Annotated in this window: 14 protein-coding genes and 1 pseudogene; 8 read left to right on the top strand and 7 right to left on the bottom strand. The window is 73.3% G+C overall.

What is annotated here, in order from left to right; all coding sequences use genetic code 11:
• Positions 1 to 139 precede the first annotated feature (139 nt).
• Together KYY02_RS11220 and KYY02_RS11215 are read right to left on the bottom strand one after the other, a co-directional pair.
• Positions 140 to 1,177 (bottom strand): LacI family DNA-binding transcriptional regulator, encoded by a 1,038-nt coding sequence (locus KYY02_RS11220; RefSeq protein ID WP_371237674.1) that lies wholly within the window; start codon positions 1,175 to 1,177, stop codon positions 140 to 142.
• Complete coding sequence (locus KYY02_RS11215; protein ID WP_371237673.1) at positions 1,174 to 3,555, bottom strand: glycoside hydrolase family 2 protein; 2,382 nt, start codon at positions 3,553 to 3,555, stop codon at positions 1,174 to 1,176. The genes KYY02_RS11220 and KYY02_RS11215 overlap by 4 nt, the downstream gene beginning before the upstream one ends.
• 151 nt (positions 3,556 to 3,706) lie before the next feature.
• On the opposite strand from KYY02_RS11215, the gene KYY02_RS11210 reads away from it, so the two are divergent.
• Genes KYY02_RS11210 through KYY02_RS11200 form a run of 3 tightly spaced genes read left to right on the top strand, consistent with a single transcriptional unit; the run spans position 3,707 to position 6,803 of the window.
• A complete protein-coding gene (locus KYY02_RS11210) occupies positions 3,707 to 5,023 on the top strand; it encodes an ABC transporter substrate-binding protein (protein WP_371237670.1) in 1,317 nt (438 codons plus the stop codon).
• On the top strand, positions 5,023 to 5,976 hold the full coding sequence (locus KYY02_RS11205; RefSeq protein WP_371237669.1) for a carbohydrate ABC transporter permease: 954 nt from the start codon (positions 5,023 to 5,025) through the stop codon (positions 5,974 to 5,976). The genes KYY02_RS11210 and KYY02_RS11205 overlap by 1 nt, the downstream gene beginning before the upstream one ends.
• Entirely contained in the window at positions 5,973 to 6,803 is an 831-nt protein-coding gene (locus KYY02_RS11200) for a carbohydrate ABC transporter permease (protein WP_371237666.1), read from the top strand. The genes KYY02_RS11205 and KYY02_RS11200 overlap by 4 nt, the downstream gene beginning before the upstream one ends.
• 247 nt (positions 6,804 to 7,050) lie before the next feature.
• Here KYY02_RS11200 and KYY02_RS11195 read toward each other — a convergent pair whose 3' ends face one another.
• From KYY02_RS11195 to KYY02_RS11185, 3 genes are all read right to left on the bottom strand, one after another.
• Positions 7,051 to 8,349 carry a ribonuclease D gene (locus KYY02_RS11195; RefSeq protein WP_371237665.1) on the bottom strand — a complete coding sequence of 433 codons (1,299 nt, stop codon included), beginning with the start codon at positions 8,347 to 8,349 and terminating at the stop codon, positions 7,051 to 7,053.
• A gap of 161 nt (positions 8,350 to 8,510) precedes the next feature.
• Complete coding sequence (locus tag KYY02_RS11190; protein ID WP_004923664.1) at positions 8,511 to 9,173, bottom strand: helix-turn-helix transcriptional regulator; 663 nt, start codon at positions 9,171 to 9,173, stop codon at positions 8,511 to 8,513.
• A 269-nt stretch (positions 9,174 to 9,442) separates the two neighbouring features.
• Positions 9,443 to 10,126: a DUF3000 domain-containing protein gene (locus tag KYY02_RS11185; protein ID WP_371237664.1), complete on the bottom strand. Its 684-nt coding sequence runs from the start codon at positions 10,124 to 10,126 to the stop codon at positions 9,443 to 9,445.
• Positions 10,127 to 10,255: 129 nt separating this feature from the next.
• On the opposite strand from KYY02_RS11185, the gene hemE reads away from it, so the two are divergent.
• From hemE to KYY02_RS11170, 3 genes are all read left to right on the top strand, one after another.
• Positions 10,256 to 11,350: a uroporphyrinogen decarboxylase gene (gene hemE, locus KYY02_RS11180; RefSeq protein ID WP_371237663.1), complete on the top strand. Its 1,095-nt coding sequence runs from the start codon at positions 10,256 to 10,258 to the stop codon at positions 11,348 to 11,350.
• 102 nt (positions 11,351 to 11,452) lie between these two features.
• The gene (locus KYY02_RS11175; RefSeq protein ID WP_371237662.1) at positions 11,453 to 13,495 is read left to right on the top strand and encodes a SpoIIE family protein phosphatase; all 2,043 of its coding nucleotides are present in this window, start codon (positions 11,453 to 11,455) and stop codon (positions 13,493 to 13,495) included.
• A 130-nt stretch (positions 13,496 to 13,625) separates the two neighbouring features.
• Entirely contained in the window at positions 13,626 to 14,147 is a 522-nt protein-coding gene (locus tag KYY02_RS11170) for a DUF6924 domain-containing protein (RefSeq protein WP_371237660.1), read from the top strand.
• 13 nt (positions 14,148 to 14,160) lie between these two features.
• On the opposite strand, the gene KYY02_RS11165 is transcribed toward KYY02_RS11170, so the two are convergent.
• A complete protein-coding gene (locus KYY02_RS11165) occupies positions 14,161 to 14,982 on the bottom strand; it encodes a rhomboid family intramembrane serine protease (RefSeq protein ID WP_371237659.1) in 822 nt (273 codons plus the stop codon).
• Positions 14,983 to 15,116: 134 nt separating this feature from the next.
• Between KYY02_RS11165 and KYY02_RS11160 the strand changes: the two genes are divergently transcribed.
• On the top strand, positions 15,117 to 15,443 hold the full coding sequence (locus tag KYY02_RS11160) for a hypothetical protein (RefSeq protein WP_371237657.1): 327 nt from the start codon (positions 15,117 to 15,119) through the stop codon (positions 15,441 to 15,443).
• A gap of 108 nt (positions 15,444 to 15,551) precedes the next feature.
• Here the strand turns inward: KYY02_RS11160 and KYY02_RS11155 are convergent, their stop codons facing one another.
• Positions 15,552 to 16,949 (bottom strand): FAD-dependent oxidoreductase, encoded by a 1,398-nt coding sequence (locus tag KYY02_RS11155; RefSeq protein ID WP_371237656.1) that lies wholly within the window; start codon positions 16,947 to 16,949, stop codon positions 15,552 to 15,554.
• Between the two features lie 513 nt (positions 16,950 to 17,462).
• Here KYY02_RS11155 and hemG point away from each other — a divergent pair.
• Positions 17,463 to 18,979 (top strand): annotated as a pseudogene (gene hemG, locus KYY02_RS11150) (protoporphyrinogen oxidase).
• The last annotated feature ends 5 nt before the right edge of the window (positions 18,980 to 18,984 follow it).

The raw sequence follows: 18,984 nt of genomic DNA, 5'->3' as shown, positions 1-18,984 counted from the left end.
CGGAGCGGCGAACATCACACGGTCGGCCGTGTCCGGTGAGGGGTCCCCGCCCCGCCGCCCCTGTCCGTCCCCCGGGGCGCCGCCCCCGGATCCCCGCTCCTTCGAACGCCGGAGGGGCTGCTCCCAGCCCCCCAGGGGCTCACGGCGGGGCCGTGGAGCCCCTGGGGGTCAGGACCGGGGTCGGCACCGGGTGCGACCCCGGCCCCTCCTGCCCGGTGACGACACCGAACAGCGTCCGTGCCACCTCCGCACCGAACCCGTGCACATCGTGGCTCATCGCCGACAGCGTCGGATGCGTCAGCCGGCACAGCTGCGAGTCGTCCCACGCCAGCAGCGACACGTCGTCCGGCACCCGCAGCCCCATCTCCGCCGCCACCGACAGCCCCGCCACCGCCATGATGTCGTTGTCGTACACGATCGCCGTCGGCCGCTCGCCCGGCGCCGCCGCCAGCAGCGAGCGGGTCGCCCGCGCCCCCGCGTCCCCGGAGAAGTCCGTCGCCACCTGCCACGCCCGCGCGGCCGGCTCCAGCGCCCGCACCGCCTCGTCGAACGCGGTCGTACGGATCGAGGTGTGCCCGAGCGCCGCCGCGCCGCCCACCCGGGCGATCCGCCGGTGCCCGAGCGCCGCCAGGTACCGCACCGCCTCCGTCACGGCCGTGGCGTCGTCCGTCCACACGGAGGTCAGCCCGCCCGTCAGCGACGGGTGCCCGACGGCCACCGCCGGCAGCCCCAGCCGCCCGGCCACCGCCGGGCGGGGGTCGTCGGCCCGGAAGTCCACCAGGATGGACCCGCCGATCTGCCGGCCCCTCCACCACGACTCCATCAGCCCGACCTCCTCGTCGGGGCTGCGCACCAGTCGCAGCAGCAGCGAGCAGGACCGCTCGACCAGGACGCTCTCCACCCCGGAGATGAACTCCATGTAGAACGGCTCCAGGCCGAGCAGCCGGGCGGGCCGGCACACCGCGAGGCCCACCACGTCCACCCGTGAACCGGCCAGCGTGCGCGCGGTCGGGCTCGGCGCCCACCCCAGCTCCCGCGCCGCCCGGAAGATCCGGTCGCGGGTCGCCTCCGACAGGCCGGGTTTCCGGTTGAAGGCGAGGGACACGGCCCCCTTGGACACGCCGGCGCGCGCGGCGACGTCCCTGATGGTGACGCGGGGGGTCGGCGCCGCCGTCATCGAGTGGGCCCCACGCAGTACAGGGCGCGACGGGCGGTGTCCGGGTCCGGGGTCCTCCAGCCCCGCACCCCGATGGTCACCTCTTCCCCGGGCAGCAGGGTCACCAGCCCCCGGTCGGCCACCGCCTCCGGGTCCAGCCGGTCGGCCTGGAGCAGCAGGTCCCGTACGAGGGTGCGGGCCGTGACCGTGATCCCGTCCGGCACGAGGGCGACCTCGAACTCGGGCCGCGGGTAGGGGATCTCCCGGTCCGGCGCGGGGAAGTGCAGCGCCCGCACATCCTCCGCGTCGGCGACCAGGAACTCCTTCGGGCCGACCGGAACCAGACCGGCCGGGACCCCGGTCACCGCCACCGTCCGCCCCTCGGTGGCCAGCGCCGGGCCGGCCTCCCCGAGCACCGTGCCGTCGACGGACATCCGGCGCAGCCGCAGCGTGCCCCGCCAGTCCTCGGCGGACTGGTTGACCGCCGCCACCACCAGACCCTCACCGTCCCCCCGCACGGTCAGCAGCCGGTCCGCGTACAGCCGCCGCAGCTCGTGGTAGAGCGGCTTCTCCCGGCCGTCGCCGTCGATCGCCGCCCACGAGGTCACCGGCCAGCAGTCGTTGAGCTGCCACACCACCGTGCCCGCGCACACCGGCCAGTGCGAGCGCCAGTGCTCGATCCCGGTGGCGATCGCGCGCGCCTGGTTGACCTGCGTCAGATAGTGCCAGCGGTCGAAGTCCCCCTCCGGTACGGCGAAGTGGCGGGCCAGCCCGCGCGCCAGCTTGCCGTTGCCGTCGTCCGCCTTCTGGTGGTGCAGCATGCCGGGGGAGTCCGGCGCGAGCTCCTCCCCGGGCAGCGCCCGGCGCAGCGTGGCGTACGCGGGCGGCGCCTGCCAGCCGAACTCGGCGACGAAACGCGGCACATGGAGGCGGTAGTCGGCGTAGTCGGTGCGGTTCCACACCTCCCACGAGTGGTGCGTGCCGTGCGCCGGGTCGTTCGGGTGGTGCAGCCAGGACCCGGACCAGGGACTGCCCGCCGTGTAAGGACGGGTGGGATCCGACTCCGCGACGACCCGCGGCAGCACGCCCAGGTAGTAGCCCTCGCCCCAGGAGTCCCCGGCCAGCCCCGGCTCCCAGCCCCAGTCCCGGAACCCCCACAGGTTCTCGTTGTTGCCGTTCCACAGCACCAGCGAGGGGTGCGGCATCAGCCGTACCACGTTCTCCCGGGCCTCCGCCTCCACCTCCCCGCGCAGCGGCTGCTCCTCGGGATAGGCCGCGCACGCGAACGGGAAGTCCTGCCAGACCAGCAGCCCCAACTCGTCGCAGGCGTCGTAGAAGTCCTCGCTCTCGTAGATCCCGCCGCCCCAGACGCGCACCAGGTCCACGCCCGCGCCGGCCGCCTGCTCCAGCCGCCGCCGGTAGCGCTCCCGGGTGACCCGGGACGGGAGGACGTCGTCCGGGATCCAGTTGACGCCCCGCGCGAACAGCCGCTCCCCGTTGACGGCCAGGGTGAACCCGGTGCCGCGGGCGTCGGCCGGGGTGTCCAGCTCCACCGTCCGGAACCCGATCCGGCGCCGCCACGAGTCCAGCTCCTCCTCGCCGTGCAGCAGTGTCAACTCCACGTCGTACAGATGTTGTTCGCCGTACCCCCGGGGCCACCACAGCCGTGCGTCCGGCACCCGCAGCCCTACGGTCCCCGCCGTGCCGTCGATCTCCGCGCGGGCGCGCACCCCGCCGACGCACGCCTCCACGGTGAGCGGCGCCTCGACCCGGGAGCGCTCCACGTCGACGGCCAGCTCGACCCGTCCCGTGCCGTCCTCGACGGTCACCAGCGGGCGCACCCGGGCGATCCGGGCCGTCGACCAGTGCTCCAGCCGCACCGGCCGCCAGATCCCGGCGGTCACCAGTGTCGGCCCCCAGTCCCAGCCGAACGAGCAGGCCATCTTCCGCAGGTACTGGTACGGCTCGGCGTACGCCCCCGGCCGTTCGCCCACCGTGCCGCGCACCGCCTCCGCCTCGGCGTACGCGGAGGCGAACCGCACGGTGAGCCGCCCGCCCAGCCCCGTCACGTCGAAACGGTACGAGCGGTGCATGTTCCGCGTCCGTCCCAGTGTCCGGCCGTCGAGCAGGACCTCGGCGACGGTGTCGAGTCCGTCGAAGACCAGATCCGTCTGCTCGTGCGCGCCCGCTCCGGCGGCCAGCTCCGTCTCGTACGTCCAGTCCCGCCGGCCCACCCACGCCACCTCGGTCTCGTTCCGGCCGAGGAACGGGTCGGGGATCAGTCCGGCCGCCAGCAGATCGGTGTGCACGCACCCGGGCACCGAGGCGGGCAGGGCGTCCCCCGTGCCGTCCGGGTGTCGCAGGGTCCATCCCTCGGTGAGCGGTGTGACCTGGCGCATGCACACTCCCTTAACCGGTCGAGCCCTGTCGGGGCAGCGTTCTGACATCGTTGTCTCAATAGCGACTTTACCGGTTCAGCAGGTGGCTGCCAGAGTGCCGAACCAGCCAACCCACTCGTGCTCGTCCGCCCCGTGAACGGAGCTGGTGCACATGAACCGCCGCAAGGTACTAGCCGGATCGATCGCCGTCCTCGCCCTGCTGGCATCCGCCTGCACGGGCTCGGGGGGCTCCTCGAAGGGCGCGGACGCCGAGGCCCCCGACGACCCGTCCCAGGTCAAGGGCTCCATCACGGTCCTCACCCACCGGACCGACCTGGTGCAGGACGGGACGATGAAGAAGTACGCCGCCGAGTTCAACAGGACCTACCCCGGTGTGGAGGTCGAGTTCGACGGCCTCACCGACTACGAGGGTGAGGTCAAGATCCGCATGAACACGGAGAACTACGGCGACGTCCTCATGATCCCGGCGGTCATCGAGAAGAAGGACTACCCCAGGTTCTTCGCCTCCCTCGGCACCGAGGCGGAACGCGAGGCCAGGTACCGCTTCACCGACTACTCCACCGTCGACGGCAAGGTCTACGGGCAGAGTTCGATCGGCGTCGTCCCCGGCTTCATCTACAACAAGGAGGTGTGGAGCGAGGCCGGCGTCACCGACTGGCCCACCGCCCCGGCCGAGTTCCTCGACGACCTGAGGGCGATCAGGTCGAGGACCGACGCGGTGCCGTACTACACCAACTTCAAGGACATGTGGCCGCTGACCCAGTGGACCAACGTCAACGGCTCCGTCGGCTGCGACACGAACGCCACCACGAGGCTCGCCGAGGGCGACCCGTGGGCCGAGGGCGCCGACCTGCGCGTCGGCGACACCCTGCTTCACGACATCGTCAGCGGCGGGCTGGCGGAGAAGGACCCGACCACCACCAACTGGGAGGGCTCCAAGTCCAAGCTGGCCAAGGGTGAGATCGCCACCATGTGGCTCGGCTCCTGGGCCGTCGTCCAGATGCGGGACGCCGCGGAGCAGGCCGGCGCCGACCCCGCCGACATCGGCTTCATGCCCTTCCCCGCCCAGAAGGACGGCGTCTTCTGCGCCGTGACCTCCCCGGACTACCAGCAGGCCGTCAACGTCAACTCCGACCACAAGGAGGCCGCCCGCGCCTGGATCGACTGGTTCACCGACGAGTCCGGCTACGCGGCGGCCAACCTCGCCCTGTCCCCGCTGAAGGACGCCCCGCTGCCCGACATCCTCAAGCCGTACGAGGAGAAGGGCGTCAGGCTCATCGACCTCGACGACAGCAGGGGCGCCGAGGTGAAGTCCATCGACAACCAGTCCGAGGTCGGCATCTACAAGCCCGACTACCGCCAGGAACTCGTCGATCTCGCCCGCGGCGCCCGCGAGGGCGGTCTCGACGACTACCTCGGCGGCCTCGGCGAGCGCTGGGCCGAGGCACGGAACGCGCTGGGGTCCTGATGACGGACACCACCCGCAAGGCGGTGCGGCCGGACGTCCCGGCCGCGCCCGCCGGGTCCGGGCGGACCGCACCCGCCCCGCGCCGCACCCGGCTGACGCGCCGCCTCACCCCGTGGCTCTACCTGACCGCCCCGCTGGCCCTGCTCCTGACCTTCACCTACGCGCCGATCGCCAACATGATCGCGTACAGCTTCACCGACTGGGACGGCATCAGCCCCGAACTGAACTGGACCGGCACCGAGAACTACACCGAACTCCTCACCCGCTCCGAGCTGTTCGAGGTCTTCTTCGTCAGCGGCTACTACCTCGTCGCCTCCGTGGTGCAGATCGGCCTCGCCCTCTACTTCGCCACGATCCTCAGCTTCGACGTCCGCTTCCGGAACTTCTTCAAGGGCGTGCTGTTCTTCCCGTACCTGATCAACGGTGTGGCGATCGGCTTCGTCTTCCTCTACTTCTTCCAGGACGGCGGCACCCTCGACTCCGTACTGCTCCTGCTCGGCGTCGAGACCGACCACGCCTGGCTGGGCACGCCGTCCTCCGCGAACACCGCACTGGCGGCCGTCTCCGTCTGGCGCCACCTGGGCCTGAACTTCGTCCTCTTCCTCGGCGCGATCCAGTCCGTCCCGGGCGAGCTGTACGAGGCGGCCGAGATCGACGGGGCGAACCGCTGGCACCAGTTCCGGCACATCATCGCGCCCGGCATCAGACCCGTCCTGAGTCTGAGCGTCGTCCTCTCCGTCTCCGGCTCGCTCTCGGTCTTCGAGATCCCGTACATCATGACCGGCGGTGCCACCGGCACCGAGACCTTCGTGATCCAGACGGTGAAGCTGGCCTTCCAGTTCAACAAGACGGGACTGGCCTCCGCCGCCGCCGTCGTCCTGCTGCTGATCGTCCTGGCGGTCACCTGGGTGCAGCGGCGCATCGTCCCCGATGAGAAGGTGGACCTCGTATGACCCGCCGCAGCCTGGCCCGCGTCCTCGTGTACGCGTCCCTGATCCTCGCCGTGCTCGTCGTGCTGCTGCCGCTCACCGTGGTCTTCCTGACCTCGCTGAAGTCGTCCCGTGAGATGGCGGACGGCAGCGGGGCGCTGGCCCTGCCCGACGACCCGCTGAACTTCGACAACTACGTGACCGCGTTCCGGGAGGGCCAGATGCTGTCCGCCTTCGGCAACACGGCGGTCGTCCTGGCCGTCGCCGTCGGTGGCACCATCCTCATCGGCTCGATGACCGCGTACGCGATCGACCGCTTCCACTTCCGCTTCAGGAGACTGGTCGTCGTCCTGTTCCTGCTCGCCGCGCTGGTCCCCGGGGTGACCACCCAGGTGGCGACCTTCCAGATCGTCAACGGCTTCGGCATGTTCGACAGCCTGTGGGCGCCGATCGCGCTCTACACGGGCACGGACATCGTGTCGATCTACATCTTCCTGCAGTTCATCCGCTCCATCCCGGTCTCCCTGGACGAGGCGGCCCGCCTGGACGGGGCGGGCGCCTTCACGGTCTACCGCAGGGTGATCCTCCCCCTGCTCAAACCGGCGATCGCGACGGTGGTGATCGTGAAGGGGATCAACGTCTACAACGACTTCTACATCCCCTTCCTCTACATGCCCTCCGAGGACCTCGGTGTGATCTCGACGTCCCTGTTCCGCTTCAAGGGCCCGTTCGGGGCGCACTGGGAGACGATCTCGGCGGGCGCGGTCCTGGTCATCCTCCCCACCCTGCTCGTCTTCCTCTTCCTCCAGCGCTTCATCTACAACGGCTTCATGAGGGGGGCGACGAAGTGAGGGCGCCGGGCCCCGAGGCGCGGACGGCCGCAAAGCGCCCCGGCGTCCGGTCCGCCACCGCGGGCCGGACGCGGTGCGACGGGAGGCGGGGAGGCGGGAGGCGCGGGCCGCCGGGGCGCGGCACCGCGTCCGCCCGCTACGGCGGGCGGCCCGGCCGCTCCCGCGCCGTCGGCACCGCGGCCGGCGCCTTGGCCGGGCTCGGCGCCTCCGTCCGGCGGCTCGGCGCCCGCGATCGCCGGGGCGACGCTCAGGCGCCCCGGTCGGTGCCGGAGGCCAGTGCGGTGACCAGCACCGGTGTCACCTGCTCCACCTGCCAGGCCCGCGCACCGTACCCGGTCAGCGCCGCGGCGACCGTCCGGGCGTCGGCCGGCTTCGGCGGCTCCCAGCACACCCGCCGCACCGTGTCCGGCGTGATCAGGTTCTCCGGCGGCATGTTCAGCCGCTCGGCGAGCGCGGTGACGCCCGCCCGCGCCGCGGACAGCCGTGCCGCCGCCGCCGGGTCCTTGTCGGCCCACGCGCGCGGCGGCGGGGGGCCGGTCACCGGCTGGCCGGGCTGGGGCAGCCGGTCCTCGCCCAGCGCCTTCGCCCGGTCGACGGCCGCCTGCCACTGCTCCAGCTGGCGCCGCCCCACGCGCTGCCCGAACCCGTTGAGCGCGGCGAGGGCGTGGAGGTCGGCCGGGAGGGCGAGCGCGGCCTCCACGATCGCCGCGTCGGAGAGCACCTTGCCGGGGGAGACGTCCCGGCGCCGGGCGATCCGGTCGCGGGTCTGCCACAGCTCCCGCACGACGGCCATCTGCCGGCGCCGGCGCACCTTGTGCATGCCGGAGGTGCGCCGCCAGGGGTCCTTGCGGGGCTCGGGCGGCGGCGCCGAGGCGATCGCGTCGAACTCCTGCCGGGCCCAGTCCAGTTTGCCCTGCCGGTCCAGCTCCTTCTCCAGCGCGTCGCGCAGGTCGACCAGAAGCTCGACGTCGAGGGCGGCGTAGCGCAGCCAGGGCTCGGGCAGGGGGCGGGTGGACCAGTCGACGGCGGAGTGGCCCTTCTCCAGGACGAAGCCGAGCACGTTCTCGACCATCGCGCCGAGTCCGACCCGGGGGAACCCGGCGAGGCGTCCGGCCAGTTCGGTGTCGAAGAGACGGGTGGGCACCATGCCTATCTCGCGGAGGCAGGGCAGGTCCTGGGTGGCGGCGTGCAGCACCCACTCGACGCCGGACAGCGCCTCGCCGAGAGCGGACAGGTCGGGGCAGGCGACGGGGTCGATCAACGCGCTCCCGGCGCCCTCGCGGCGCAGCTGGACGAGGTAGGCGCGCTGGCCGTAGCGGTAGCCGGAGGCACGCTCGGCGTCCACGGCTACGGGGCCGCTGCCCGCGGCGAAGGCGGCGACCACCTCGGCGAGGGCGGCCTCGTCCGCGATCACGGGCGGAATGCCCTCACGCGGTTCGAGCAGGGGGAGCGGCGCCTCCGTAGCAGAAGATCCGCCGTCGTCCGGAGGGGCGCCTCCGGTGGTGCGCAGTGAATGGTCTGCTGCGGTGTCGTGGGCGTCGGTCACCTGTCAAGGGTATCCGTGTCACGACGGCGCCCGTCGACGGTCGTGTTCCGTGACGGGCGCCGGTGGGCCGTGTTCCGGTCAGGAGGGCGGAAGGCGGTGTTCGCGGGTCCGTGGGCGGGACGGAATCCGTGGGCGGGACGGAAGGGGACGGGCGGGGGCGGTCAGTGGATGATGCCGGTGCGCAGGGCCACCGCCACCATGCCGGCGCGGTCGCCCGTGCCGAGCTTGCGGGCGATGCGGGCGAGGTGGCTCTTGACGGTCAGTGCGGACAGGCCCATCGAGACGCCGATCGCCTTGTTCGACTGGCCCTCCGCCACCAGTCGCAGCACCTCGACCTCACGGCCGGACAGTTCCCGGTAGCCGCCCGGGTGGCTCGGGGCACCCGGGGGGCGGCGGTGCAGGCGGGCGGCGGCGGCGCCGATGGGCGCGGCACCGGGCCGGGTGGGGAGCCCGAGGTTGGTGCGGGTGCCGGTGACGACGTAGCCCTTCACTCCGCCGGCGAGGGCGTTGCGCACGGCGCCGATGTCGTCGGCTGCGGAGAGGGCGAGGCCGTTGGGCCAGCCGGCGGCGCGGGTCTCGGAGAGGAGGGTGAGGCCGGAACCGTCCGGCAGGTGGACTTCGGCGACGCAGATGTCGCGGGGGTTGCCGATGCGGGGACGAGCCTCCGCGACGGACGAGGCCTCGATGACGTCGCGCACACCGAGCGCCCACAGATGGCGGGTGACGGTGGAACGGACGCGCGGGTCGGCCACGACCACCATGGCGGTCGGCTTGTTCGGGCGGTAGGCGACCAGGCTTGCGGGCTGCTCGAGGAGAACGGACACCAGGCCTCCTGGGGTTGGGGGACGGGGCGGCTCGTGGGGGGGGTGGAGCCGGGACGAACCGTGCTTTCAAGGTCACAGTCGTCTTCGGCAACAAACCTGGTGTCCTTTAACGAATGATCACGAAGTGATGAGTAACAATCCGAGCAATTCGGACGCGCGAGCGATCATTCGAAGATCGAACGGTTTCGATCCGCGTCGCAACGCTTTCGAAAGTGGCCGTGTCGACAAAGAGATGGGTACGGGAGGCGGTCGGGAGCCCCCGCCGGGGCTCAGCGCGACTGCGGCCCCCGCCGCTGCGGCAGCGTCACCACGGACGCGTCCCCCGGAGCGGCCGGCGGCAGCCCCGCGACCTGTGCCAGCAGATCGGTCCACGCGACCAGGTGGGCGGCCGTGTCCGGCACTCCGCCCAGGCCCTCCCGGGGCGTCCAGGAGGCCCGGATCTCGATCTGCGAGGCGGCGGGCCGCGCGGACAGCCCGCCGAAGTAGTGGGAACTCGCGCGCGTCACCGTGCCGCTCGGCTCGCCGCACGCCAGTCCGCGCGCCGCCAGCGCACCGGTCAGCCAGGACCAGCACACCTCCGGCAGCAGCGGATCCGCCGCCATCTCCGGCTCCAGCTCCGCGCGCACCAGCGTCACCAGGCGGAAGGCGCCACGCCAGGCGTCGTGTCCGGCCGGGTCGTGCAGCAGCACCAGCCGGCCGTCGGCCAGATCCTGCTCGCCGTCGACGACCGCCGCCTCCAACGCGTACGCGTACGGGGCGAGCCGCTTCGGGGCGGGCGCGGGGTCCACCTCGATCTGCGGCCGCAGCCGCGCGCCGCGCAGCGCCTCGACAGCGGCCCGGAAGGGCGGCGGGGGCGCACCCCCCGCTCCCCCCTGCCCGGGATCCCCTCCGGTCCCTTTCCGTTCGTCCATTCCGCCAGCGCCGTCCGACAGTCGTCCCTGAGCCGCAGCCATGCGGGGAAGATTAAGCGGAACGAGCCCCCGGCGCAGGGAGGGACACCCGAGCCGCCCGGCGGTGTCCGGATCCCGTCCCGCGGGCCCTGGGGTCCGGGCGCTCCGGCGGGTCGTGCGAGACTTGCCGGTGTGAGTGCCAACGCAAGCCCGACGGGCCAGACGCCGACCGCGACCCCCGAGCCCGCCAGGAACGACGCAGTCCAGGAATCGGCCTTCCTCAAGGCGTGCCGGCGCGAGCCCGTGCCGCACACGCCGGTGTGGTTCATGCGGCAGGCCGGGCGCTCACTGCCGGAGTACCGCAAGGTCCGCGAGGGCATCGGGATGCTCGACTCCTGCATGCGCCCCGAACTGGTCACCGAGATCACGCTCCAGCCGGTGCGCCGCCACCACGTCGACGCGGCGATCTACTTCAGCGACATCGTCGTCCCGCTCAAGGCCATCGGCATCGACCTGGACATCAAGCCCGGCATCGGCCCGGTCGTCGAGCGGCCCGTGCGCACCCGCGCCGACCTCGCCCGGCTGCGCGACCTCACCCCCGAGGACGTCTCCTACGTCACCGAGGCGATCGGCATGCTGACCCGTGAGCTCGGGTCCACCCCGCTGATCGGCTTCGCGGGCGCCCCGTTCACCCTCGCGAGCTACCTCGTCGAGGGCGGCCCGTCCCGCACGTACGAGAACGCCAAGGCGATGATGTACGGCGACCCCGAGCTCTGGGCCGACCTGCTCGACCGCCTCGCCGACATCACGGCCGCGTTCCTGGAGGTGCAGATCGCGGCCGGCGCCTCCGCCGTCCAGCTCTTCGACTCCTGGGCCGGCGCGCTCGCCCCGGCCGACTACCGGCGCTCGGTGCTGCCCGCCTCGGCGAAGGTCTTCCGCAAGGTCGCCGGCCACGGCGTGCCGCGCATCCACTTCGGCGTCGGCACCGGCGAGCTGCTGGGGCTCATGGGGGAGGCCGGCGCGGACGTCGTCGGCGTCGACTGGCGCGTCCCGATGGACGAGGCCGCCCGCCGCGTCGGCCCCGGCAAGGCGCTCCAGGGCAACCTGGACCCGACCGTGCTGTTCGCCGGCCGGGAGGCCGTCGAGGCGAAGGCGCGGGAGGTCCTGGAGACGGCCGCCGGCCTGGAGGGCCACGTCTTCAACCTCGGCCACGGCGTCATGCCGTCCACCGACCCGGACGCCCTGACCCGCCTCGTGGAGTACGTCCACACGCGGACCGCGCGCTGACCCACCGCGTACGCGCCGCACACGCGTCGGAACCCGGGAGCGGGGTACTGGGCACACGTTTCCCACCACGTTCGCTCCCGGGACCGGGCAGGTGAAAGCCTCATGCGGCTCGAGATGTTCGACCCTGCTCCGATCGGCGTCGTGTTCACGAGGGGGCCGGAGCACCGGCTCGCGTACATGAACGCCGTCTACCGGAACACCTTCGGCGACCGTCCACTGGGCCGGGCGATCCGCGACGCCTTTCCCGACCTCGCGCAGTCCGGCTACTTCGACATCTTCGACCGGGTCTTCGCCACGGGCACGGCCGAGGTGCTCACCGCCGTACCCGTCGACCTGGCCTACCCCGGCCCGGTGACCGGCGGGACCCGCTACTTCTCGTTCAGCATCTCCCACGCCACGATGAGCGACGGCCAGCACGGTGTGCTCGGCGTGATCGTGGAAGTAACCGAACAGGTGACCGCCGCGGAACGGATCCGTGTCCTGTCCGAGGAGCGTCGCCGTGCGCTGCAGCGCTACCGCAGTCTGGTGAACGCCGGATCCCGGATCGTGTGGGTGACCGGCCCCAGGGGCGGGGTGACCGAGCCGAGCCCCGGCTGGCAGCGGGTGACCGGGCAGAGCTGGGAGGAGTTCCGCGGCGACGGATGGATCGACGCCGTCCACCCCGACGACCGCGCCGCCGCCGTCGAGGCGTGGCAGCGGGCACTGGACGAGCAGGCGCCCCGCTGGACCCACACCTACCGGCTAAGGCTGGCCACCGGCGGTTACCGTCACTTCGCCGTCGACGCCGCGCCGGTGCGCGACGGGGACACGGTGATCGAGTGGGTGGGCACCTGCGCGGACATCGAGCAGGAGTGGCAGGAGACCCGTCGTGAGGAACTGCTGGCGCGGGCCGCCACCGCCACGGCCGGCATCGTGCGGCTGGAGGAGATGCTCGCCGCCCTCGCCGGTGTGATCGTGCCCGACATCGCCGACAACTGCGCCGTCTACCTCCTGCCGCACGCCCTGCACCGCCCGCCGGGCGCCCCGCTCGCCGCCGAACGGGTCGCCGCCGTCACCCGCCCGGGAGCGCCGGACCTGCCTCCGCCCCACGAGGAGCACCTGCGGTCCGGCAGTCCGCTCGCCCGCACCGCGGACCGGCGCCGCCCCATTCACGCGGTCTTCCCGCCCGGTGAGCCTCCGCCCGACCTCTGCCTGCCCGAGGCCGAACCGTGGCTGGCCCCCGGGACGAACAGCGTCGTCCTGCTCCCCGTCGTCGTCGACGGCACCACCGCCGCCCTGGTCACCGCGTCCGTCAGCGGCGACCGTCCGCCCCTCGGCCAGACCGAGATCGGCCTGCTGCGGACGCTCCTGGAACGGGCCCACACACCCCTCAGCAACGCCCTGGAGTACCAGCGCACCCGGCAGGTGGCACTGGCCCTCCAGCGCAGCCTGCTCACCGATCCGCCGGACGTGCCCGACCTCGGCATCGCCGTCCGCTACCGGCCCAGCACCGCGGCCGCCGAGGTCGGCGGCGACTGGTACGACTCGTTCGTGCTGCGCGACGGCGCCACCGTCCTCACCATCGGCGACGTCTCCGGCCACGACCTGCCCGCCGCCGTCACCATGAGCCAGCTGCGCAACATGCTCCGCGGACTCACCCTGGACCGCCAGGAACCGACCGGCACGATCCTGCGCCGGCTGGACGTCTGTGTGCAGACCCTCTACCTGGAGTGCACCGCGACCTGCGTGCTGGCCCGGGTCGAGCGCCCCGCCCCCGGCCGCTTCCAGCTCAACTACTCCGTCGCGGGACACCCGCCGCCGTTGCTGGTCGGGGCGGACGGCGCCGCGCGCTTCCTGACCGCGGCCCACTCCCCGATGCTCGGGCTCGATCCGCAGCCCGAGTACGCCAGCGCCGTACAGCCACTGCCGCCCGGCTCGACCCTGCTGCTGTACACCGACGGGCTGGTGGAGCGCCGCGCGGAGGACCTCACCGTCGGTCTGGAGCGGCTGCGGCTGCACGCGTCGGCCGTCGCCGGGCACCCGCTGGAGGCCTTCTGCGACGCGCTGCTCACCCACCAGCTCACCGTGGACAACGACGACGACGTGGCCGTGCTGGCCCTGCGCCTGCCCGCGTCCCACCCGGACGGGCACGCGGCGGCCGGGTGAGCGGCATGCCCGCGCGGCTGCCCGGCGTTCCACGAGAGTTCACGGACGCGTACCTCGGGAGCGGCATAGTCGGGACGGGGCCCCGACGCGGCGTCGCCGGGGCCGTGGCCTGCCCGTGACTGGAGGACACATGACCGCCGCACGGTTACGCGGGACCGACTTCCCGCCCTTTCTGCGTACGGATTTCACCGATGACGAGGCGTGGGAGGCGTTGCTGGCCGAGGTCGACAAGGGCTGGGTGACGCCCCTGGCCGATCCGAGTCACCGGGACCTGTCCGTGCCGGAACTGACGGCGCTCGTCCCGGACGGCAGCGCCTACCGGGTGCTCGTGGTCGCCGACCGCGTGACGTTCTCCTCCGACGAGCGCACACTGCTCCTGATCGATGTCCGGGAGGAGCCCGGCCGGACGTTCCGGGCTGTCCCCGACGCGTGTGAGTCCGCCGTCGGACTCATGACGATCGGGCACCGGTTCTTCGACGACTACCTCGACCTCCTCCCCGCCTCCGGCGTCCACCGGCTTTCCGAACGGCACCACCGGGCGGCGGCCGAACTGCGGGGACAGCTCCAGCCGCACACGGACGTCGTGCCGGCTCCGCCCGCGCCCCGGGTGGACCCCGCGGGGCCGGACACCCCGCCGGATCCCTCTCCGTGACCTCGAACCCGCTCTAGCGGGCTCGCCGGGCCTGCCGTCCGAGGAGGATGCCGCGCGGCTCCGGTGGTGGGGAGGTGCCGGGCTTGAGCGGCCAGGCGAGGAGCATGCCGGCCGCGAATCCGACCACGTGGGCCACGTAGGCGACGGTGCCGGCGCCGGAAACTCCCTGGCCGGCGGAGTACACCGCCTGGAGCACGAACCACATGCCCAGCACGATCCAGGCGGGCAGCCGCAGCGGCAGGAAGATCAGGAACGGCACCAGCACCCAGACGCGCGCCTTCGGATACAGCACCAGATAGGCGCCCAGCACCCCGGCGATGGCCCCGGAGGCGCCGATCAGGGGCTCGCCCGAGCCGGCGTTGAGCAGGGCGAAGCCGTACGAGGCGGCGTAACCGCAGACCGTGTAGAAGAGCAGGAAGCGGACGTGCCCCATGCGGTCCTCGACGTTGTTTCCGAAGATCCACAGGAACAGCATGTTGCCCAGCAGGTGCAGCCAGCCGCCGTGCAGGAACATCGCCGTCAGGACGCTCAGCTCCGGTGACTTGTCGTAGCCCGGCGGGCCGATCACGCACCCCGGGCCCTGCGGGCCCACCCCGGTGCCGCCCGTGGGCACCAGGTCCGGCATCCGGTGGTGGATCAGCTCCCGCGGCACCGCCGCGTAGCGGTCCAGGAACGCCCGGAGACGGCACAGGTCGGCCAGATCGCTCCCGCCGGTCAGCGAACCGACGACGCCCGGTGTGAGGGCGACGAAGACGACGATGTTGGCGGCGAGGAGCGCGTACGTCGCCCAGGGAGTGCGCCGCGCCGGGTTCACGTCATGGACGGGGATGACCACGTCCTCACTGGTGCCCGGCCGGAGGCCGGCGAATCCACGGCGCCGCTGCACACCGTCGTCCGGCCGTGCGTAGGACTCGTCGACCGTCCGCGGCTCGGGGAAGGGGCCGCGGAGCCGACGTGGAGGAACAGGCGGTGAACGACCGAGTGCCCACCGCGATGCACGCGCTGCCCGACGGCGAGGCCGAACTCACGCTCGTGGTGCGCCTGCCGTGGGAGGACGTCGCCCGGCTCGGCCAGAAGGCGGGGCGGCTCGCCTCGCGGATGCGGCGGCCGGTGACGCTGGGCGAGGCGGTGAGCCATCGGCTGCGCTCCGTGCGGGGGGCCGCGCATGCGAAGCCGACGGAACAGGCGCAGGCGCCGGATGCCGGCGCCGCGGGCGCATCGGTGGCCTCGCTGCCGTCCCGGCCGCCCGCCGAGCAGGCGCGACAGGCGATCGAGAGGATCAACGGGACGGCGTGAGGGTTTTCGGGTGGCGCCGCAGGGGCGCGGTTGCGTTGCGGAGCGCCGGCCCGCTGTGGCTGGTCGCGCAGTTCCCGCGCCCCTTGGAGGGGCGCTGCACCACCCTTGCTAAAAGGTCGCCCGGATTTTCGTCGCCGCCTTCCTGGCCGCCACCAGGACCGGGTCCCAGACCGGGGAGAACGGTGGGGCGTAGCCCAGGTCCAGGGATGTCATCTGGTCCACCGTCATGCCGGCCGTGAGGGCGACCGCCGCGATGTCGACGCGTTTGCCCGCGCCCTCGCGGCCGACGATCTGGACGCCGAGGAGCCGGCCGGTGCGCAGTTCGGCGAGCATCTTCACCGTCATGGGGGAGGCGTTCGGGTAGTAGCCCGCGCGGCTGGTCGACTCGATGGTGACCGCCTCGAACCGCAGGCCCACGCGGCGGGCGTCCTTCTCCCGCAGTCCGGTGCGCGCGATCTCCAGGTCGCACACCTTGCTGACCGCCGTACCGACCACGCCCGGGAAGGTGGCGTAGCCGCCGCCGGCGCCCGCGCCGATGATCTGGCCGTGCTTGTTGGCGTGCGTGCCCAGCGGGATGTGCCGCTGCTGTCCGGAGACCAGGTCGAGGACCTCCACGCAGTCGCCGCCGGCCCAGATGTTCTCGTGCCCGCGCACCCGCATCGACCGGTCGGTGAGCAGCCCGCCGTGTTCCCCCAGGGGGAGTCCCGCCGCCCGCGCGAGGGATGTCTCGGGCCGCACCCCGATGCCGAGCACGACGACGTCCGCCGGGTACTCGGCGTCCTCGGTGGCGACCGCCCGTACCCCGCCGTCGTCCCCCGTGGGCAGCCCGGTGACCTCGGCGCCGTTCACCATGGTGATGCCCATGCCCTCCATGGCCTCGCGCACCAGGCGCCCCATGTCGGGGTCGAGGGTCGCCATGGGTTCCTCGCCGCGGTTGACGACCGTCACCTCGTAGCCGCGCCTGATCATCGCCTCGGCCATCTCCACGCCGATGTAACCCGCCCCGACGACCACCGCGCGGCGCCCGCTCGTGCGGGACAGCGTGTCCAGCAGGGCCTGCCCGTCGTCCAGGGTCTGCACGCCGTGCACCCCGGGGGCGTCCATGCCGGGCAGCTCCGGGCGGATCGGCCGCGCACCGGTCGCGATCACCAGTTTGTCGTACGACGTCCAGGACTCGGCGCCGGAATCGACGTCCCGCGCGCGTACCCGCCCCCGGTCGAGGTCGAGCTCCGTGACCTCGGTGCGCAGCCGCAGATCGATGTCCCGCGCGCGGTGCTCCTCGGGCGTACGCGCGATCAGCTGCTCCCTGTCGGACACGTCACCGCCCACCCAGTAGGGGATGCCGCAGGCCGAGTAGGAGGTGAAGTGACCGCGTTCGAACGCCACGATCTCCAGTTCGTCCGGGCCCTTCAGCCGACGGGCCTGTGACGCCGCGGACATCCCCGCGGCGTCACCGCCGATCACCACCAGGCGTTCCCTCGCACCGTGCGCATCGCTCGTGTTCATGCGAACACGCTACGGGGGACAGAGGATTTCGGGCCCGCCCGAGGGCCTCCCGGTCCCCTCAGACCCCTTTGTCCCCGTCGGACGCCCGGCGGGGGCGTCGACGACGGCACCGGCGGAGCCGTCGGCAGCGGGCCCGGGGCGCCCGTCACGGACGACGGCTCCGGCCGCCGCGGCAGCCGGGGGCGTGCGGCCTTCCGCCACAGCAGGGCGAGCAGCGCCGCCACCACCGCGAACGGCAGCACCGCCCCGGACCCGGCGGAGTCGTCGCTCGCGCCGCTGCACCCGCCGACGGCGAGGGCCGCCGCCAGCACCCCCCGGACAGGGCATGGGCGGGTCGTACGGATCGTCGTGTGCGCAGGGGGACTCCCCCGCGTGGTGATGACCGACGTTCCTTCGACGCGGGAGGGGCGCGGGACGTCGGCGCCGGACGGTCCCGACGCGGTCACGGCAGGGACTCGTCAGGGCCACATGGCCCTGGCGGAAGGACCGACGGCGTTTGAGAAGGTGGGAGGCATGAGCGGATCACATGCGGGCCCCGGGCGGCACGTCGTCGTCATCGGGGCCGGAATCGCCGGGCTGGCCGCCGCCCACCGGCTGCGGGAGCACGGGGCGCGGGTCACCGTGCTGGAGGCGTCGGACCGGGTCGGCGGCAAGCTGCTGCCGGGAGAGGTCGCGGGCGTGCGCGTCGACCTCGGCGCCGAGTCGTTGCTGGCCCGCCGCCCCGAGGCGGTGGACCTCGCCCGCGCGGTGGGCCTCGCCGACCGGCTCCAGCCGCCGGCCACCGCCACCGCCTCGCTGTGGACCCGTGGCGCCCTGCGCCCCATGCCCAAGGGGCACGTCATGGGCGTGCCCGGCACCGCCGGAGCCCTCGCCGACGTCCTGTCCGACGAGGGGCTGACCCGGATCGAGCGCGACGCCGAGCTGCCCCGCACGGAGGTCGGCGACGACGTGGCCGTCGGCGAGTACGTGGCGGCGCGCGTCGGCCGCGAGGTCGTCGACCGCCTGGTGGAGCCCCTGCTCGGCGGGGTGTACGCGGGCGACGCGTACCGCATCTCGATGCGCTCGGCGGTCCCGCAGCTCTTCGAGGCCGTCCGCACCCACGCCTCCCTCACCGAGGCGGTCCGCGGGATCCAGGCCAGGTCCGCCGCCGCGCCGCGGACGGGCCCCGTCTTCACGGGCATCGCCGGCGGAGTGGGCACCCTCCCGCTCGCGGTCGCCGACGCGCTGCGGGCGGGCGGCGCGGAGATCCTCACCGGCACGCCGGCCACGGAGCTGCGCCGGGAACCGCGGGACGGCTGGCGGGTCGTCGCCGGGGGCCGCGTCCTGCACGCCGACGCGGTCGTCGTCGCCGTCCCCGCCCCGGCCGCCGCCGGTCTGCTGCGCGCCGAGGCGCCCGGCGCCGCCGCCGAACTCTCCGGCGTCGAGTACGCCTCCATGGCGCTGATCACCCTCGCCTACCGCCGCGCGGAGACCGCTCTGCCCGAGGGCAGCGGCTTTTTGGTGCCGCCCGTCGACGGGCACACCATCAAGGCGTCCACCTTCGCCTCCGCCAAGTGGGGCTGGATCGCCGAGGAGAACCCGGACCTGGTCGTCCTGCGGACCTCGGTGGGCCGTCACGGCGAGACGGAGATCCTCCACCGCGACGACGACGGCCTCGTGGAGGTCTCCCGGCACGACCTGAAGGCCGCCGTCGGCCTGGACGCCACCCCGGTCGCCACCCGCGTCACCCGCTGGCAGGACGGACTGCCCCAGTACCCCGTCGGCCACCACGCGCGCGTGGCCCGCGTCCGCGAGCACCTCGCGGGCCTCGCCGGGCTCGCCGTGTGCGGCGCGGCCTACGACGGCGTCGGCGTCCCCGCGTGCATCGCGAGCGCGCAGGCCGCCGCCGACCGGATCCACGGCGACCTGAGATGAAGGACGAAAGGGGCAGCGCGCAGCGCTTCGGCCGAGGGGGCGGCGGGCGAGGGGCGGGCGTGCGGCGGCTCACCGCCGACCCGGTGCGGAGCTGCCACGCAGGAGCGGGAGAATGAGGGAC

Origin of the sequence: Streptomyces pimonensis, from assembly GCF_041380215.1 — a bacterium.
GTDB lineage: Bacteria > Actinomycetota > Actinomycetes > Streptomycetales > Streptomycetaceae > Streptomyces > Streptomyces pimonensis.
The sequence above is the reverse complement of the archived record's forward strand: the minus strand, read 5'-3'. Positions and strand labels throughout refer to the sequence as shown.

What these genes read in the sequence shown, in the direction of transcription:
- KYY02_RS11220 (WP_371237674.1), bottom strand. Translation starts at nt 1,177, where the DNA reads ATGACGGCGGCGCCGACCCCCCGCGTCACCATCAGGGACGTCGCCGCG.
- KYY02_RS11215 (WP_371237673.1), bottom strand. Translation starts at nt 3,555, where the DNA reads ATGCGCCAGGTCACACCGCTCACCGAGGGATGGACCCTGCGACACCCG.
- KYY02_RS11210 (WP_371237670.1), top strand. Translation starts at nt 3,707, where the DNA reads ATGAACCGCCGCAAGGTACTAGCCGGATCGATCGCCGTCCTCGCCCTG.
- KYY02_RS11205 (WP_371237669.1), top strand. Translation starts at nt 5,023, where the DNA reads ATGACGGACACCACCCGCAAGGCGGTGCGGCCGGACGTCCCGGCCGCG.
- KYY02_RS11200 (WP_371237666.1), top strand. Translation starts at nt 5,973, where the DNA reads ATGACCCGCCGCAGCCTGGCCCGCGTCCTCGTGTACGCGTCCCTGATC.
- KYY02_RS11185 (WP_371237664.1), bottom strand. Translation starts at nt 10,126, where the DNA reads ATGGCTGCGGCTCAGGGACGACTGTCGGACGGCGCTGGCGGAATGGAC.
- KYY02_RS11175 (WP_371237662.1), top strand. Translation starts at nt 11,453, where the DNA reads ATGCGGCTCGAGATGTTCGACCCTGCTCCGATCGGCGTCGTGTTCACG.
- KYY02_RS11170 (WP_371237660.1), top strand. Translation starts at nt 13,626, where the DNA reads ATGACCGCCGCACGGTTACGCGGGACCGACTTCCCGCCCTTTCTGCGT.
- KYY02_RS11155 (WP_371237656.1), bottom strand. Translation starts at nt 16,949, where the DNA reads ATGAACACGAGCGATGCGCACGGTGCGAGGGAACGCCTGGTGGTGATC.